Origin of the sequence: Arthrobacter sp. ISL-95, from assembly GCF_018613695.1 — a bacterium.
In the GTDB taxonomy this organism is placed as follows: Bacteria; Actinomycetota; Actinomycetes; order Actinomycetales; family Micrococcaceae; genus Arthrobacter.
Genome location: NZ_JAGGPR010000002.1, coordinates 26181 through 42045, shown reverse-complemented (window position 1 = coordinate 42045; position 15865 = coordinate 26181). Strand labels below are relative to the sequence as shown.

Here is a 15865-nt window from a genome sequence, read left to right as displayed (position 1 = left end):
ACAACCTGACCAACCTAGAAGCATCCTAGATGCTGCGGCCGTCCCAGCGGCTCTGCACGTCGAGCAGGAATCTGATGCCGGCGTCGGATGGTCCCAGCCCATCCGAACCCCACTTTGTCGAACCCCAAAGTCTCAGGCAGCGCAGGGTTTGATAGACGTCAATCCTCAAGCCACTTGCCCAGTCCAATGGAATATCAGCACCTGTGGCGGTTCGCAGGCCGCGGTCGTGGAGCGCGAGCTGCACCACCTCGTCCACCACATTCCAAGGCGGTTGGCTTCCCGTAAGCTCCCAGTGCACCCTGAGTTGAGTTGCAAGTTTCACGCCCTCGTGCCCGGGTGCGGCCAATCGATCAGCGATGTAATGCCAAAGCATCGTGGGCCTGTTTATGAGCTTTCTGGCTGCCGGAGTCAGGAGCAGCCTGTCTTTGCTTTTGCGAAGGAGTTTCCATTCTTGGAGCCGTTCGCGCACTACCCGGACAGGTGCTGCGTGACTTTCTGTTGAGACGTTCGCGTTCCAGGGTTCCATCCACCCGAGTTCTGCCATTGCTCGCCTAACCACGGTTGGTTTGAGATAACCGGCCGCTGTCAGTGGCAAGCCATCCGGGCCCGCCTGGTTAAGGAACCAAAGGACCGGCCCCAGGACGAACTCGACGTCTTCATCGGTGACGTTCCCTGGCCAAAGCCGACGAGCCAGCAGTCGCAGTTGATCGTTTACGGCGTTGCTATCAAAAGCTGCCGGATCAAACTTTGCCAGGCTCTCCTGAGCGTCACAAGCTCAAGCCAGTCCACAGCCTCTCTGTGCTCAGGATGCTTGGGGTTGGAAACCACAGCCACCACATTGGCGTAGCCCTGGACTCCCCCGGAATCCTCCACGGGACCCCGCATCGCTCCGCCGTTGCACGTGATGGAGCTCTCCGGCAGTACGGCAGGTCCAACGACGTCGATCTCGTGGGTCCAGTTGTCCCCGAAGTCGTAGTCGTACTCAAGGTCTGACTGTCCTGAGGTCTGCGCGTCAAAGAGCTCGAGTAGCCGCACACTCGCCGCTATCTCGCTATCAGCCGGGAGATCGCCGTCGTCTACTCCCATAATGATGCGCTTCTTGCCTGTGCGGTCACGGCCGGCAACGGCGTAAAGATGCGAATTCTTCCACCCGAAGGCGCACTGGATGGCCTCATGTAGCTCAGCAACTGTGGCGGTTTCGGGGAGAACGAGTTGGCGCCAGATCAGCGGCTCAGTTTCACTGATGGAAATGCGCAGCTCGACGGCGGGAACGGTGGCGGGTGATTCCATGTCCGCCATTCTGCCAGTGCCGTGGAGCGGTTTCGCGTCATGTGTCCTTGATTCGGGCTACCACCGCGAGCGCTCGACGGCGCGCCAACACCTAGGCGGCCCGCCCCACCACCTATTTTTGGTCCTCAGCACCCCTAATTCGGTCTCCAGCGGCACCTAATTGCCTCTTCCGAACACCTAGAGCCTGAAAACCGCCCATAGTCTCTTCTTGTGCCTTCGGGGCGGGCATCCCGGTGTCCGGCGGGAGTCCCACCCGTCCTGGCGTAGGAGGCACTACGGCGCGGCTCCACCTACCACCCCCTGGTGGGGCCGCGCCCAGCCGGAGACGTCAGCGGGTTGGGCGGATCAGCCGCAAACGCACCAAACGGTACACAATGCCCACTACGAACATCAGCACACCCAGCCCGGCGGACACCGGTGGCAGGGTAGCAACAAGAACCACGCAGGCAACCGCGCCCACCACCTGCAGGAACTTCGGGTAGCGGCGGTCTTCCGTCGGCTGCGTGTAGGCGGCGACGTTTGCCACTAAGTAGTAGAGCAGTACTCCGAATGACGAGAAACCGATGGCTCCGCGAAGATCAGCCACTGCGATGATCACGCAGATCACCACAGCCAGGGTGATCTCGGCACGATGCGGGACCGTATAGCGCGGATGTACTGCGGAGAGCCAGTGCGGCAGGTCGTGTTCCCGGGCCATGGCCAGACTCGTCCTTCCGAGCCCTGCGATGAGCGCCAACAATGCACCCAGGGAAGCCACCGCAGCACCGACGCGAACTACCGGCGCAGCCCAAGCCAAGGTCCCCGCACTCACAGCATCGGCTAACGGCGTGGGTGTGGCAGCCACTCCATCAGGGCCAAGTGCCGCCAGCAACGTAACCGCTATGACGGCGTAGATGGTGATGGTGATACCCAAGGCAATGCTGATGGCGCGTGGAATAGTGCGCTTGGGCTCCCGAACTTCTTCGCCCATGGTCGCGATCCTTGCGTACCCGGCGAACGCGAAGAATAGGAGCCCCGCCGATTGCAGAATGCCGTACCAACCGTGGGCCAATAGCCCGTCGCCCACAAAGCTGCCGAAGTCAGGACCGGAACCACCCCAGACAGCAGTAATAGCAATGGCCAGGGCAGCAAGCACTGCTATCACCAGGACGCGCGTCAGCCCGGCGGTTCGGGTTACCCCGTGATAGTTCACCGCAGTTAAAACCACGACGGCGGCAATCGCCACCTGGCGCTCCCAGCCTTGCGGCGCGGCATAGGCGGCGAAGGTCATGGCCATAGCTGCGGCACTTGCAGTCTTGCCGATGACGAAGCCCCAGCCCGCCAGGAACCCGGACCACGGGCCGAGCCGTTCGCGACCATATATGTAGGTTCCGCCGGAGGTTGGATAGGCTGCGGCGAGCTGGGCCGATGATGTAGCGTTACAGAAGGCGACGAATGCCGCCACCACCAAGCCGATGAGCAACCCTGATCCAGCGGCTGCAGCGGCGGGGGTGAAGGCCGCGAAAACACCCGCACCGATCATGGACCCTAGCCCAATCAGTGATGCGTCGAACGTGCCTAGTCGGCGGGCCAAAGCCGGAGAGTTGCTCACTGAAACCCTTCACACTGGGGAACCCGGCGTAGCTAGTAGGGCTAAAAACCGGCGATTTGAGGTGAATCCAGCCTATCCCGGGTCAGCGAGGCGGAAGTGAATTCCCCACGAGCATGAAGAGACTATTGCGGGACGTTGCACCCGACTTCCTCAATGCGTTGGAGATGTGGTTCTCCACTGTCCTGGCACTGATCCCGAGTTGTTCCGCGATGTCCACGTTGGTGTGGTGTCCGGCCAAAATGGCCACCTCGATCTCCCGTTCAGTCAGCGGCGTGGTCCTGAAGGAATTGTAGGAGAGCTGCTCGTTTGCTGATGGGAACCGGACAGCGAAAATGGACGAAGCTTGTGCCATGGCGTCAGCTGCGGTCGCATCGCCGTCGATCACATGGCGTTTGAGCGCTCCTCTAAGCAACATTCCAACCTGGTACGTGTCTACGTCAGGTTCATAGTGATTGAGGAGAATGCCAAGAAGCTTATGGTCACCTTCAACAACCGCGGATGCGATGGCAACGAGCTGATCGTGAACCGTAAGGCCACTCTGGCGCAAGATCTTCTGCAACAGGTCCAGAACCGCTCGGCCAGGGCAAAGGCACGTGCACAGCAGCGCTGTCATCATGGCTTCGAGGACGTAGCCGCTCTTCAACTGCCGCCTGATGAGTTTTATGGCCTTCCGGTCGAACGTGGACGGTTGAGAGTTGTTGTGGGCTACGAGCTCGTATGCCCCTTTGCCAATACCGGGAAGTGGACCGACATCAGCCACGTCCGTTCTCGCCTGTGCGGCTATGGAAAGCGCCGGCGCTATAGCGGTTGTAGCGTGTCTGAGCCCTGCGAGTCTGAGCATGGCGTCGTATAGCGAATCCACCACGAAGCCCGGGCGACCCATCGCGAAGACGCTGCTCATGAGGTATTCAGCCTCTTCGAAGTGTCCACGGTAGAGCAGGCCATGCGCGGCCACATAGCTGCTGGTGATCACACCGAACAGGTCCAGGTTCCTGCGTGCTTCGGCTCGCCAGTCCAAGGCGAGTACCAAAGACTCCTCCACCCGGCCTGCCGCGAAGAGTCCGAAACTGAGGACAAATGGGCGAAGATGTGGGAAAGCATCGTCCTCACCTTCTCCGTCCACCGCTTCCAAGGCTGCTACCGGTTTGAACCGATAGAGTTCCAAGAGCCCGTGCACCGAGCTCCCCATTCCTGTCTTCGGGCTCTCAAAAGCACCTTCCGCGTCACCGGTATTCGGCGGGACCCTGCCGTGGGACGCATTGAGGAACAACATGGCTTCCTCCACTTCCGTCCGCAGGCGCGGATTGTCCCCTGCGAACTTTTGGAGGATGTCGACGGCGGCCCTCGGACCCCGCCCGGTGTGAACGGCAAGCATGGCCTCGGTGATCGCGACAAACAGGAGGTCCCGGGGATCGGCGTCGAAGTTTGAGGTTTCGGCGCAGACGCGCGTGGCGCGCTCCACGTCCACGGGTGCACCCCAATAGATACGAAGGAATGCCGAGGCATTGGCCGCTGACTTGTTGTCCTGCCAGCGTTCAAAGCGGATACGTTCTCGGTCCGCGTTGTGCTCGTGGATTTGCCGGGAGGTGATGGCGTCGTCGTCGCCCTTTTCAAGGCGAAGAGATGAAAGCACTCGCGAGAGACTGTCAGCGGTCGTCCGCTTTTCCGGGACCTGGTGCGGAGGGGCCTCAAGAACGCCCGCGATCTTGCTGCGGAGCAGTTTGCGGTCTCGCAAGTTCTTGCTTCCGCGGAAGTAGTCAGCGATGACTGGAGGGCTGATGGCCGCGATGGAGCCGTTGTGATGGTCGGCCAGTACGGACAGGAATCCTCTGCGTTCCAAGCCCTCCAAAGCATCCGGTTGAATGACCTTGTGGAGGACATCCACCCGTGCCGTGCCGAGAATGGCCATGATGTGTAGGGCCGTGAACTCGTCAGCGCTCAGTTCAGCCAGGAGTGCCTCAAGCGTGCCGCGTAGGTGTTCGTTCCATAGGGTCCCGGCCGACATGATCCATTGCTTGTCCTTCAGGACTAGAAGGTTGCTCAGGGATGCGGTCTCTGCGATCCGTACTATGAGGCGTGGGTTGCCGGCGGACTTAGTGAGGATGCGCGCAGTGGTGTCCGCGTCAGCCGGGGCTCCCAGGACCTGTGCGATGAGGAAGTGGACCTGCTCGTAGTGGAGCGGATCCAGTTGCAGATGCGCTTCCCGGCCGTTGTTGAGGACCGCGAGCTGACCTCTGGAGAAAGCCCATGTGTCGGGAGCGGTGGCCACCATAGGACAATCCGATCTCCGTCTCACAGCTTCCAGGACGGCTAGAGATTCGCTGTCTACCAAGTGGAGATCGTCAACAAGCAGCAAGTGTTTACCGGCTTTGGCCAACTGGCTGGAGAACACGTCGGCGATGTCCAATACTCCGCTGCGGCCCGGTCTCAGGTCCAGTCCGAGTCCTTTGATGGCCGCGTATGGGATGGACCGGTGCGTGCGGAGACCACTGATGAGGTGTACGGAAACTCCGGCCTTCTCCAAGTTGCTCATGACACTGCGCAATACGGTGGTCTTACCGCTACCCGGTGCGCCGACAACCCTCACTCCGATGCCGCGTGCAACGAAGTCCAGGATTCGTTGAACCTCTGAATCGAACACGCGACCTAGCCTTCTGTTTTTGTGGATACCCGACATGCGGCTCACTTCGCAGGCTAGATCTTGAAAACGGGACTAGGTGGCAAAACAGCCTTGCACAGACAGTTTTGGGGCACTCTAGGTGGTGATTTGGGCCAAATTAGGTGCTCGCGGGACTCGTCTAGGTGGCGGAGGCGTTCAGAAGTTGGCTGATCCATGGGGTGCTTCCTCAGCTCGGCGGGTGGATTACTTCCACGCTACGGAGAGTTGGAAGCGAATTACATGGGTGTAATTCACTATGTGGATATGTGTTCGACTACGACTTCTAGAACTAGAAGATATATTCCATATGCGGGCAGACAAAAAAGCAGGGCCGGTCAGTGACCGGCCCTGCTTCTAAACTATCCGAAGACTAGACAGCCTGGATGTTTACTGCCTGGGGACCCTTGGGGCCCTGCTCGACGTCGAAGGAAACCTTCTGGTTCTCTTCGAGGGAGCGGTAGCCCGAGGAGTTGATCGCAGAGTAGTGAGCGAAAACGTCCTGGCTGCCATCTTCAGGAGAGATGAAGCCGAAGCCCTTTTCGGAGTTGAACCATTTTACGGTACCTGTAGCCATTTTTTCAGTCCTTACTGAAGGTGGAGATGGTCCCGACTTTCGGGTCTCCGGGTGTGGGGTGTTCTCCACAGTTACTTCAGAAAGTCACGATCCGGAAGGATCGTGGGGACTGCCTGAACTACCAAATGCCAAACACAACAACATCAACTAGTCTACAGAGATTTGGGGAGATGGGAAGCGGTAAGCCAACTTCTTTTGAAATTTATCCATTTGAGGTACGCCAAGACCGCCCGAAGCGGCTACCACCGCCAGCGCGCCTAGCTGGCAGCGCACCGCCGTCGTATGCTGCAGACAGAGGCAACCGCGCGCCAGGATCCGAGGAAATCATGCAGATGCCAAAGCCGTCCGAGGCTGACAAGGAACGCTTCCGGTCAGTGGTACCTGACCACCCGGACGTGGTGGTCAAGCCCATGTTTGGCAATCTGGGTGCGTTCGTCAACGGGAACATGTTTGCAGGACTTTTCGGTCCAACCATCGGCATCAAGCTTTCAGAAAATGACAAGGCCGACCTTGAGTCGTCTCACCAAACCCAACCATTCGGGCCGGAGGAACGTCCCATGGGCGGCTACGTCGGGCTCCCGGAAGCCTGGAATGACAATCCGGCAAAGGCCGAGCCGTGGGTGGCGAAAGCCTTCGCTCGCGTCGCAGCGCTCCCCGCGAAGGAGCCCAAAGCGCGGGCACCTAAGAAGCAGGGTTGATCCCTGGCCTTGCAGTTGCGCGGACGTGTATCTTGGAGCTCCGCCCGAGCGTAAACTCCACCTCATGGGACCGACCCCGGATACGGTCATCATCGGTGCGGGCCAGGCAGGGCTCGCCACGAGCTACTGGCTGACTCACTTCGGCGTGGAACATCAGCTCCTTGAGCGGCGGGAATCATTGGGTGGCGCTTTTCAGGACCGTTGGGACAGCTTCTACATGAATACCCCCAACCTCGCGCTGGACCTCCCCGGGATGCCGTACGACGGCGAAGACCGCCAGGCGTTCATCCCAGGGACCGCTGTAGTGAATCTCTTCGGGCGCTATGCCGAGCTGATCGCAGCACCCGTTCACACCGGCGTCGACGTCACTCGTCTGTCCTCCGCCTCAGGCGGCGGTTTCGAGCTTGAGACATCTCTGGGCGGCCTGCGAGCGCGGAACGTGGTGATGGCAACCGGCGCCTACCAAGTCCCCAAGATCCCCGCACTGGCCGCCAAGCTTCCAGCCGGCGTGACACAACTCCACACTCACGACTACCGCAGTCCGTCGCAGCTCCCGGCGGGGGCAGTGCTCATCGTCGGCGCCGGCCAATCGGGCGGGCAGATTGCCGAGGAGCTGCACGCCGCCGGCCGCGAGGTCCACCTCTCCGTCTCCATCGTTCCCGAAGCACCCCGCCGATACCGCGGCCAGGACCTCATCTATTGGATGCTGGAAACCGGCAAACACGGCCCCGACTACGGGGTCCATGCCCTCACCACCGAGGCGCTTTCCTCTCCCGCCCTTCGCTTCGCGCCCAACCCACTGCTCTCCGGTACCGACGGCGGACACAGCATCCACCTCCGCGAACTCGGGCGCCGGGGTATGCACCTGCACGGTCACCTGGAAACCATCGACGCCGGCGACATCACCTTCAGCGATGACCTCCCTGAACGTCTTGGGACAGTTGAGTCGATCTTCGCGCAACGCTCGGGAAGGGCGATTGATGCGTATATCGCGGCGGCAGGGATCGACGCACCGGAGCAGCAGCCTCCGCCGCCAGATGACTGGCTCCCCTCAGAACAAACTGAGCTGGACATCGTCGATGCGAACATCACGTCAGTTATTTGGGGCACCGGGTACAAACTCGACTTCAGCTTCGTCGACCTGCCCCTAGTCGACGAATGGGGCTACCCTCGACACTCGCGAGGCGTGACGGAAACCCCCGGACTATACGTCGTGGGCCTGCCATGGCTAACCCGACACTACTCAGCGATCGTTGGCGGGGTGGGGCTGGACGCGGAGTACGTAGCAGGAAGGGTTGCCGCTGACTAAATATTCGCGAGCCTGCCCACAGGGAGGCATGCAATGCTGCTAACGTCGCGGCATGACAGAGGGCCAGTCATTTCAGAATGAATTGCAGCGTATTTATTGGACGCGCCAATCCCTTCGTCTGTTAGTCGCAGTGTCTGCGGCGTGGCTGTTTGCGGCAATCTTCCCGTTCTTTGCTAAGCAGCGAGTCATTGGCGCTTCCGATACTGGCTCAGCCTCAAGCGTTTTACAGGAAGTGTTTGGTCGCCTCTGGATAGCTATAGGCCCGCCCACAGTAGCGATTGTGATGTTGCTCGTTGTAGCCGTTGTATTGCGAACAACAGACGTTCGTCGTCGTGATCCACGGCGACGGTTCACGCGGTACCAACGCCACGAAGGAATGAAGCGGGCATCCGGGCGTTGCGAGCTGGAGCCGGGTTTCGGGCGGCGTTGCGCCCGGGCTGCAGAACACGGAGATCACTTCTATCGATGGTCCAAAGGTGGAGCGACTTCGCTCCAAAATTTCGTTGCTGCCTGCAGTCACTGCAATCGGCGCGTAAGGGCGCCAGTATCCCGAGCCCCGGTATGTTATCGCGCCTTGAGCGTCGTCGTGCTTCGAATGTAGGAAGTGGCGATGCGATTTCGGTGGGTGAACGACGAAGCCTCTGAGGGACGCAACTCGCGCGCCTTGAGCAGCCTAGGCGCCGCCTCGCATCTTTTCCGCGCCCTGCCGTCTCTCCAGAACCACCCAAGCAACCGTCGTCGGGGCCGCGATAAGCACGAGCAGCGTCAGAGTCCAGAACCCGTCGATTACTTTTGTGAACTGCAGAGTCAAAACGGTCAGCAGCAGGACTGTTGATGCAATGTTCAAGACGCGGATCTTACGTGCAGTAGTCATTTTCAAAATCGTCCCCCTACGATGTCGTCCAGATAGCGTAACGTCATCTGTCACTGCGGTGCAGGACCTAGGAATCAGACATCCGATATTCCCGATCAGGATTACTTACTTATCTGCACTGTGGTGTGCCATCATCTTCCGCTTCGGGGCGGGTCATATACGCAGACGTGGGCAAGCTTTGTTGTTACTCGCCCCGGAAGACTTCTAGGACCCTACTTCCGCGTGCACGGCTAATTCGCTGTAGGCACGACTTGCTAATTCACCCACCCGCGCCAGCAAAGCCTCCGGTCCCGAGAAAGATCCAGCGGAAACTCCATTACGGACACTCCTGTGTTCAGTACTCGGCGGGAACGGGGCTGTCCGGCGCCTGCGTAAACGAGCCAAGCACGGGGCACCCCAAGCGCGGTGCAGTAAGCCAGCATTAGGTAATGGTCCGCGTTAAGAGACGCTCCACTGGAGATCCGGCCTTGTACTTCGCATCAAAGATCATCGAGGACCGTCCGCGGACGGAATGCACCACATCCACTTACCAGAGATTGAGCTGATCGAACAAGCGATCAGCGAACAACGTCTGCACCAAGTCGAGGCTGCCAATCACGTGGAAACTCTGGTGCTTCTCGCGTAACGGCTGCACGGAGCTGACGAGGTCCCGCCCGAGCTGAGAGGTGCCGGCCCATTCGGGATTCAGCGACTTTCGCGAAGCCACACATTTGGGAATGCGGTTGAACAACTGCGCGATTCTGCCATCCAGCTGCGGCCAATACGAAGCAAAGATGTCGCACGTTCGGCGCCCAAGCAGCAACGCGTCCATCCCCGCCAGGCCCGCGTCTATGTGCTGCCCTACCACATCGTCAATCAATGGCGCCTGCCAACCGCCGAACGCGAAGTCATCGGCTGGATCCTCCTCAGGGTCGCCGGGCGCCTGCACGACGCCATCGAGCGAGGCGAACGGGTCAATATGGATGAGTCCCATCCTGGGCTCCTTCTCTGCAACCCATCGTCACCCAGGCGACAGGATCACCACGGGGGTGCCACAGGTGGGTTGTTGGGCAATGGGCACCTGGAGGCACCTGGAGAAGGTCGGTGCAGGCGTGGGGTGACCCTAAGCGTCCGGCGGTTAACCTGGCCTTACTGGGCCGACCCGAGAAATAGATCCCCACAATATGTGTGGGACACATACGGAACGTGACGCCATTTTTTCGTATATTTGAGTACAGATCGTTGGCACCATGCCAAGACTCAGACGATCTAGCGACGTGAACTCAGACCACGTCGCTAAAAGGGATAGGACCGGGGGGCTACTTCTGTGCGCGCATTATCTGAGCTGACTGACGCATTAGCAATCGCCAGGACCGTCGCCGAGTTTCAAACTTTAGGGCGAACTGCTTTCCTTGAAAAATATGAGCAGCAGGCTTCACATAGGTACTTCGCTGACGTTGATGGCACGCTGGTCGATTCGAAGCCGCTCTTGGCCGTTGCATATGGAAAGCAACATCCTGCCAACGGTCCCCTTCCGATTCGCCTATTTTCCGGCGGCGATGAGACTCGGCGGACCCTCAAACGCTTTGGTATTGAACTTGTCGTCCGGGACGATACCCAACCTGCACCCCACTATGGAGAAATCCCCGAATGCCCTCCCGGTACCATTTTTGCTAATCGACGAGAGGCTTACGACGCCGGCGTGCACAGGACACTGCAGGCAGGCATCGCTGGTCAGGCACACGGCACACAATCCATTTGTCTTTCAGCGGGGTACTCCGATGATGAGATCCAAGGTGACCTCATCACCTACACCGGCTTTGGGGGACGCAATGCCAATTCGGGCAGACACGTAGCTGACCAAAAGCTCGAGAAGGGAAATCTCGGCCTGGTCGAAAACCACAATCTGGGCCGGCCTGTGCGGGTGCTGGTCAAGGAGTCGGTGCTCACAGGGGATCGGTCACACGAACAGTACATTTATCTCGGCTTGTTCACAGTCACCAGTTGGAGCTGGGGCATACGTGATGGCTGGAAAGTACTGATCTATCAGCTGCGGGCAGTTGCAGGCGACAGCCTAATCCCGGACGAGACTGCCATCGCCCTAACGCGCGGGGAAGACGTGGCACCACTACGCCGCGGGTCACAAATCAGTCGCATCGTTAGAAACTATGAAGTCGCAGCTTCGATCAAGCGGCTTTATGACCACACATGCCAGATTTGCAGCGCCCGGCTTGTCACTTCCGCAGGGCCATATTCGGAGGGTGCACACATTCGACCGCTAGGCATACCCCACAATGGGCCCGATACGTTGGACAACATCTTGTGTCTATGCCCAAACTGCCACAAGCTACTTGATGGGCATGCCCTGACTATTCGTCCAGACGGTACCGTGCTGAACCTGGGTGAGCCAGTCGGGCAGCTTACTGTCGCCACAGCCCACGCACTGAATTTTGAGCACATCGCTTATCAAGAGCAGATCTCCATTGGCGTGTCAGGCCGCAGATAGCTAGTACTCGCGGCACGGGCGAGCGCCCTTACACGGAAGGGTGGACCGGTTCCACTACCTACAAGGTCAGCAAGCTTTACGGATCGAACAACAATGCCGAGCTTCTAGGGTGGCAAGGGCTCCTGGGCAGCCACGCGATGACCTACCTAGGTGCTGCTTCCTGGACTCTCTGCCGCCAGAGATGACTTCTTCTGCCCTGGGTGCTGGGAGCGAACCGCCCTCCCCCCCTGCACCAGACCCACCGCTCCCAGCACCAGCACCGCTCCCACGATCTGCCACCCCGACAACGACTCCCCCAAGAAAACGAACCCCAGCACCGTCGCCACAAGCGGGCTCAGGAATCCCAGGAACGACACCACCATCGTCGGCAACCGCTGGATCCCTCGGAACCACACCGCATAAGCCGCCAGCGCACCAATCACGCTTAGGTAAGCAAAGCCCGCCAGGTTAGGCAAAGTAACCGACCCCGGCAACCCTTCAACCACCAACGTCACCGGCAGGAGCATCACCCCACCCATCGCTAACTGCAGGCCGGTAAACCCAAGCAGCCCCACGCCGTCGGGCCTTCCCCAGCGTTTGGTGAGCACAATCCCCGCCGCCATGCTCAGCGCACCGGCCATCCCGGCAAGCACACCCACCAGAGTCAGGGACGCGTCGGACCGCAGGACGAGCAAGCCGACACCCGCCGCGCCCACCGCGCAGGCAACCACGTGCATAAGGCGGATCCTCTCCCCCAGCAGCAGCACCCCTAGGAAGAGGACGAAAAGGGGCTGAATGGACATGACCAGCGCTGCGAGCCCACCCGGCAGTTGGTACGCGGTGAAGAACAAGAGGAAGAAGAACAGCCCAATATTCAGCGCGCCCAGCGCCGCGGATTTGAACCACCAGCTCCCCCGCGGCCACGTTCGCGTGATGAGCATCAGAACGATGCCCGCCGGCAAAGCCCGCGCGGTTGCGGCCAGGAGCGGCCGGTCGGCGGGGAGAAACTCGGTGGTCACCAGGTAGGTGGATCCCCACACCATCGGCGCGAGTGCAGTGATGAAGAGGTCTCGAGGAGACGCCTTCGCCAGGCCGGAACCGATCGGCTTACCAGCCGTCGCCAAAGCGGACATTGTTCACTTCCATACATTTCGATGTCGAACTATTTGATGTAAGACAATGTAGGTGATGTACTGTTTGAGGTCAAGCATTGGAGCATGATGGACCGCGACGCAGTAGACATGATTCTTGATCAGTGGAACAACGAGCGCCCCGATCTGGATGTCAGCTCCATGGGCGTTCTGGGCCGGCTGAACAGGGCTAGCCGTCTGGCGTCGCTGGACGTCCAGAAGTTCATGAACCGGTTCGGACTGGAGCCCTGGGAGTTCGACGTCCTGGCAACGCTCCGCCGCTCGGCACCCGAGGCTCCGCTCACTCCGGGACGACTAGCCAGCTTGACCATGATTGGTTCCGCAGCCATGACCAATCGCGTGGACCGCCTCGTCAACCGCGGGCTGGTTCATCGTGAGACCAACCCGGACAACCGCCGGCAACTGCTGATCAGCCTCACCCCTGAGGGACTGGCCTTGGTGGATGAGGTGGTGGAGCACCACGTAGAGAACCAACACAAGATGCTCGAAGGACTCTCCAAGACCGAGCGGACACAACTCGCCAACCTTTTGCGCAAGTTCCTGCTGACAAACGACGACGGCGAACCCTCCTAAGCGGGCCCGTGCAAGGATGAGGCGTGGACACTTCCTCTGAAAACCTGGCGATCGCAATCGGTAAGGCCATGGGCGGCGGGGACGGAACGTCCTACGACGGCATCTCGTACTGCCAGAGCGGAATCCACGTCGAGCGCTACGCCATCTCGGTGGTCCCGAGGGGTTTCATCTGGTCCGCAAAAAAGTTGCCGGACGGGAGCTCCCGAAGCTTCGACCCCAAAAGAATGATCATCCAGACCGACGGCGTGGATGATCCATACAGCCTATCCATTGACCGAATCCCGTTTTCCTTCCCTGAACCCGTCAAGCTTGCCTTCCCCCTGTCCTTACCGATCTGGGGCCGGTACATGGACCGCTACCACCCGGTCGATTCCGAAGTACATGGCTCAGACACGACGCTCCTGCTCAGGGACCGCACGGACCCGACGATCTTCGGGTCCTTCACCTTTGAAACGGAAAGCGGGATCGCGAAAACTTTCTACACACTCTCCACGGTGCTGAAACTTGAGCGCGAGGCACGCCCGGACAACGGAAAATACGACTTCGGGTTCGTCGCCGGCTCAGGTGACCCGGATCTTCAGAATCGCCTTCGCCAGGAAAAAAACACCCAAGAATAGAGAGATGGCCTGCAGACGTCAGTCCACAGGCCATCATCAACGTCCCCGGTCATTCAGGCTCGCTAGGCTCCGGGCTGGACTCCTTACGTCTGCTTCGCCGCAACATATAAACGCCATAGCAGCCGAACCCCAACATGAGAACTGCGGCACCGGCACGCCACCATACGAACGGCTGCCACAACGCGAAATTGACGGCCATAAGGAAGAACGCCACGACTTGAAATGGATGTGGAACCTTACTCACCGATCCTCCTGCCATTGAGGAAAGGTCTTGCTGATGCGATTCCGAATCATGACTGCCCCTAGCGAAGAACCATCTTGCTTTGACTCGCACAGTCTGCGCCACGAATCCGGGACTAAGTGCCGAAAACCGCCAAACTAGGTGCCCCTTGAACAGAAATAGGTGCCAAAAACCCTAAAAATGAGTGGCCGCCAGCCTCGTCTAGGTGCCACCCCATCCTCGACAGCCCTTCCGGGAGAACCTCTGATGGCGGACGAACTCACCGGGCGCCTGACGCTAAGGTGTTCCGGCTCGTCAGAAACACCTAATGCCCTTAAATCGACAGTAACGGCTGGCCCGGCCTCCTCGCCCCATCGACCAAGTCTTGGTCAGCGTCAGCTAAGCGGTCGGCACCAAAGTCACCCTCCGCCGTCGTACTTCCAATTGGTGCACGACGGCGACTGGCCGGCTGGCGTACAAACTCTCGGCTTCGTGGAGGGATGCCAAATTTGGCAGTGCGTCCTCCCCGGAGTACCTAGTCGGTGGTGGGGAGCACTCATTTTGAGGGTTGTTCAGCACCTAGACAGGCCCGAAACGGCACCTAGAGGGTGCTTTTCGGCCCTAGGTGTCCCCTCTGGTGGGGCAGGGTGAACCCCGTGGGGCTTCGTCGTTGACCTTTTCGGTTTGTGACTAAGCCGTCATAAGGCACTTTCTTCTTGTTAGTGCATCGACTGGACATAACAAGCCCTGTTCACCATGCTGTTAAAGTGCTCCAGCACAACCATCTACCTTTGGGGGAACCAATGGCCATCTTTGACATGGGCGCCGAAACACTCGGGAACCTGAGCAACCAAACCGACGCGTCCCACCAGGACCTCGGCGCGCTCGTCCGCCGGTTCGTGGACGCCGTCACCCCGCTCGAAGGCAAATTCAGCGGCGCCGGCAAAGCCGCGTTCGACTCCTTCAAAAACCGGTCCGACCTCGTCGCCTCCGAACTGAACACCGCCCTGGCCGGCATCGTGACCGGCCAATCCGGGATGAACACCGCCTTCACCCAAGGCGACCTGACCGCCTCGGATAACGCACGCCGCTCCGAAGGAGCCGCGAACTTCGACGCCGCACGATTCCAAGGACGGGCATAACACCATGACCACCAACCGCATCGCCTACGACACCAACGTCTCCGCCCAAGTCCAATCCGACATCCAAGCCCTCGCCGCGCACCTCGAAACCCTCATCGCCGCCCGCCAAGCCGACGTCAACCAGGCCATGGCAGACTTCCGCGCCGACGGCGTCGACACCGAATACCAGGCAGTCGAAACCCGCTGGACCGCCGCCGCGGACGAAGTCAAAGCCATCATCGCCCTGGTCCGCACCACCCTGGGCACCAACGACGACACCGCCACCACCGCCGCGACCTCTGCCCGCAACGCCGTGCAGAGCATCGGCTAACCCGGCAGCCTCTCACTCATGGCTGTGTGGAACATAGACGTTGCTGCCGCGACTTCGACCATCAAAGCAACCGCGACCCAGGTCGAGGGCGTCCAGCCCTGTCTTGAAGGCATGGGCAAGGCGTTGGAACAGGCCGCGGCCGCCCTTCCGGGAGACGCGGCTGTGGTCCTCGCAGCGCTGAACGACGTAGTGGTCCTCGGACTTACACCGTCGGCCAATGAGGTGGTGAACCGCTCGGAAAACGTCATCACGGCCACCGCCCAAGCGCTGAACTTCTACCAACAAGGTGACCTGACCATGGCCACCGCGGCACAACGGAGCGCAGGCCAGGTAGATCAACACGCCGTGGCTGCGCCACATGGCGGCCCCGCGAAAATCTTAAGGGACTAAGAA

Annotated in this window: 17 protein-coding genes; 9 read left to right on the top strand and 8 right to left on the bottom strand. The window is 59.9% G+C overall.

Features of this window, described 5'->3' with window-relative positions:
• Positions 1 to 25: 25 nt before the first annotated feature.
• The 5 genes from J7I86_RS01300 to J7I86_RS01280 all read right to left on the bottom strand — a co-directional run bounded on the left by J7I86_RS01300 (position 26) and on the right by J7I86_RS01280 (position 6114).
• Positions 26 to 544 (bottom strand): hypothetical protein, encoded by a 519-nt coding sequence (locus J7I86_RS01300; protein WP_214814986.1) that lies wholly within the window; start codon positions 542 to 544, stop codon positions 26 to 28.
• 167 nt (positions 545 to 711) lie between these two features.
• Positions 712 to 1290, bottom strand: coding sequence for a plasmid pRiA4b ORF-3 family protein (locus J7I86_RS01295; protein ID WP_214814985.1), 579 nt, complete (start codon positions 1288 to 1290; stop codon positions 712 to 714).
• Positions 1291 to 1618: 328 nt separating this feature from the next.
• On the bottom strand, positions 1619 to 2881 hold the full coding sequence (locus J7I86_RS01290; protein WP_214814984.1) for an APC family permease: 1263 nt from the start codon (positions 2879 to 2881) through the stop codon (positions 1619 to 1621).
• 82 nt (positions 2882 to 2963) lie between these two features.
• Positions 2964 to 5522 carry a LuxR C-terminal-related transcriptional regulator gene (locus J7I86_RS22590; RefSeq protein ID WP_309476639.1) on the bottom strand — a complete coding sequence of 853 codons (2559 nt, stop codon included), beginning with the start codon at positions 5520 to 5522 and terminating at the stop codon, positions 2964 to 2966.
• A 388-nt stretch (positions 5523 to 5910) separates the two neighbouring features.
• Positions 5911 to 6114 (bottom strand): cold-shock protein, encoded by a 204-nt coding sequence (locus J7I86_RS01280; protein ID WP_024819996.1) that lies wholly within the window; start codon positions 6112 to 6114, stop codon positions 5911 to 5913.
• Positions 6115 to 6440: 326 nt separating this feature from the next.
• On the opposite strand from J7I86_RS01280, the gene J7I86_RS01275 reads away from it, so the two are divergent.
• The 3 genes from J7I86_RS01275 (at position 6441) to J7I86_RS23230 (ending at position 8722) form a co-directional block, all read left to right on the top strand.
• Complete coding sequence (locus tag J7I86_RS01275; protein ID WP_214814983.1) at positions 6441 to 6812, top strand: TfoX/Sxy family protein; 372 nt, start codon at positions 6441 to 6443, stop codon at positions 6810 to 6812.
• A gap of 64 nt (positions 6813 to 6876) precedes the next feature.
• The gene (locus J7I86_RS01270) at positions 6877 to 8121 is read left to right on the top strand and encodes an NAD(P)/FAD-dependent oxidoreductase (protein ID WP_214814982.1); all 1245 of its coding nucleotides are present in this window, start codon (positions 6877 to 6879) and stop codon (positions 8119 to 8121) included.
• A 52-nt stretch (positions 8122 to 8173) separates the two neighbouring features.
• Entirely contained in the window at positions 8174 to 8722 is a 549-nt protein-coding gene (locus J7I86_RS23230) for an HNH endonuclease (protein ID WP_396019844.1), read from the top strand.
• A gap of 72 nt (positions 8723 to 8794) precedes the next feature.
• Here the strand turns inward: J7I86_RS23230 and J7I86_RS01260 are convergent, their stop codons facing one another.
• Together J7I86_RS01260 and J7I86_RS01255 are read right to left on the bottom strand one after the other, a co-directional pair.
• Entirely contained in the window at positions 8795 to 8995 is a 201-nt protein-coding gene (locus J7I86_RS01260; RefSeq protein ID WP_214814981.1) for a hypothetical protein, read from the bottom strand.
• A 526-nt stretch (positions 8996 to 9521) separates the two neighbouring features.
• Positions 9522 to 9968 (bottom strand): dihydrofolate reductase family protein, encoded by a 447-nt coding sequence (locus tag J7I86_RS01255; RefSeq protein ID WP_214814980.1) that lies wholly within the window; start codon positions 9966 to 9968, stop codon positions 9522 to 9524.
• A 333-nt stretch (positions 9969 to 10301) separates the two neighbouring features.
• Here J7I86_RS01255 and J7I86_RS01250 point away from each other — a divergent pair, with 333 nt between their 5' ends.
• On the top strand, positions 10302 to 11480 hold the full coding sequence (locus tag J7I86_RS01250) for a YDG/SRA domain-containing protein (protein ID WP_214814979.1): 1179 nt from the start codon (positions 10302 to 10304) through the stop codon (positions 11478 to 11480).
• Between the two features lie 146 nt (positions 11481 to 11626).
• Here J7I86_RS01250 and J7I86_RS01245 read toward each other — a convergent pair whose 3' ends face one another.
• On the bottom strand, positions 11627 to 12592 hold the full coding sequence (locus J7I86_RS01245) for an EamA family transporter (RefSeq protein WP_286179159.1): 966 nt from the start codon (positions 12590 to 12592) through the stop codon (positions 11627 to 11629).
• Between the two features lie 84 nt (positions 12593 to 12676).
• Here J7I86_RS01245 and J7I86_RS01240 point away from each other — a divergent pair, with 84 nt between their 5' ends.
• The 5 genes from J7I86_RS01240 (at position 12677) to J7I86_RS01220 (ending at position 15862) form a co-directional block, all read left to right on the top strand.
• The gene (locus J7I86_RS01240) at positions 12677 to 13183 is read left to right on the top strand and encodes a MarR family winged helix-turn-helix transcriptional regulator (protein WP_286179158.1); all 507 of its coding nucleotides are present in this window, start codon (positions 12677 to 12679) and stop codon (positions 13181 to 13183) included.
• Positions 13184 to 13206: 23 nt separating this feature from the next.
• Positions 13207 to 13800 (top strand): hypothetical protein, encoded by a 594-nt coding sequence (locus J7I86_RS01235; protein ID WP_214814978.1) that lies wholly within the window; start codon positions 13207 to 13209, stop codon positions 13798 to 13800.
• A gap of 1023 nt (positions 13801 to 14823) precedes the next feature.
• Entirely contained in the window at positions 14824 to 15162 is a 339-nt protein-coding gene (locus J7I86_RS01230; RefSeq protein ID WP_214814977.1) for a hypothetical protein, read from the top strand.
• A gap of 4 nt (positions 15163 to 15166) precedes the next feature.
• Complete coding sequence (locus J7I86_RS01225) at positions 15167 to 15472, top strand: pore-forming ESAT-6 family protein (RefSeq protein WP_214814976.1); 306 nt, start codon at positions 15167 to 15169, stop codon at positions 15470 to 15472.
• A gap of 18 nt (positions 15473 to 15490) precedes the next feature.
• On the top strand, positions 15491 to 15862 hold the full coding sequence (locus tag J7I86_RS01220; protein WP_214814975.1) for a DUF6507 family protein: 372 nt from the start codon (positions 15491 to 15493) through the stop codon (positions 15860 to 15862).
• Positions 15863 to 15865 lie beyond the last annotated feature (3 nt).

Excerpts from the sequence above, each read along its gene's own strand:
- J7I86_RS01300 (WP_214814986.1), bottom strand. The coding sequence starts at position 544 with ATGGCAGAACTCGGGTGGATGGAACCCTGGAACGCGAACGTCTCAACA.
- J7I86_RS01230 (WP_214814977.1), top strand. The coding sequence starts at position 14,824 with ATGGCCATCTTTGACATGGGCGCCGAAACACTCGGGAACCTGAGCAAC.
- J7I86_RS23230 (WP_396019844.1), top strand. The coding sequence starts at position 8,174 with ATGACAGAGGGCCAGTCATTTCAGAATGAATTGCAGCGTATTTATTGG.
- J7I86_RS01295 (WP_214814985.1), bottom strand. The coding sequence starts at position 1,290 with ATGGAATCACCCGCCACCGTTCCCGCCGTCGAGCTGCGCATTTCCATC.
- J7I86_RS01260 (WP_214814981.1), bottom strand. The coding sequence starts at position 8,995 with ATGACTACTGCACGTAAGATCCGCGTCTTGAACATTGCATCAACAGTC.
- J7I86_RS01225 (WP_214814976.1), top strand. The coding sequence starts at position 15,167 with ATGACCACCAACCGCATCGCCTACGACACCAACGTCTCCGCCCAAGTC.
- J7I86_RS01255 (WP_214814980.1), bottom strand. The coding sequence starts at position 9,968 with ATGGGACTCATCCATATTGACCCGTTCGCCTCGCTCGATGGCGTCGTG.
- J7I86_RS01240 (WP_286179158.1), top strand. The coding sequence starts at position 12,677 with ATGATGGACCGCGACGCAGTAGACATGATTCTTGATCAGTGGAACAAC.
- J7I86_RS01275 (WP_214814983.1), top strand. The coding sequence starts at position 6,441 with ATGCAGATGCCAAAGCCGTCCGAGGCTGACAAGGAACGCTTCCGGTCA.
- J7I86_RS01245 (WP_286179159.1), bottom strand. The coding sequence starts at position 12,592 with ATGTCCGCTTTGGCGACGGCTGGTAAGCCGATCGGTTCCGGCCTGGCG.
- J7I86_RS01270 (WP_214814982.1), top strand. The coding sequence starts at position 6,877 with ATGGGACCGACCCCGGATACGGTCATCATCGGTGCGGGCCAGGCAGGG.
- J7I86_RS01280 (WP_024819996.1), bottom strand. The coding sequence starts at position 6,114 with ATGGCTACAGGTACCGTAAAATGGTTCAACTCCGAAAAGGGCTTCGGC.
- J7I86_RS01220 (WP_214814975.1), top strand. The coding sequence starts at position 15,491 with ATGGCTGTGTGGAACATAGACGTTGCTGCCGCGACTTCGACCATCAAA.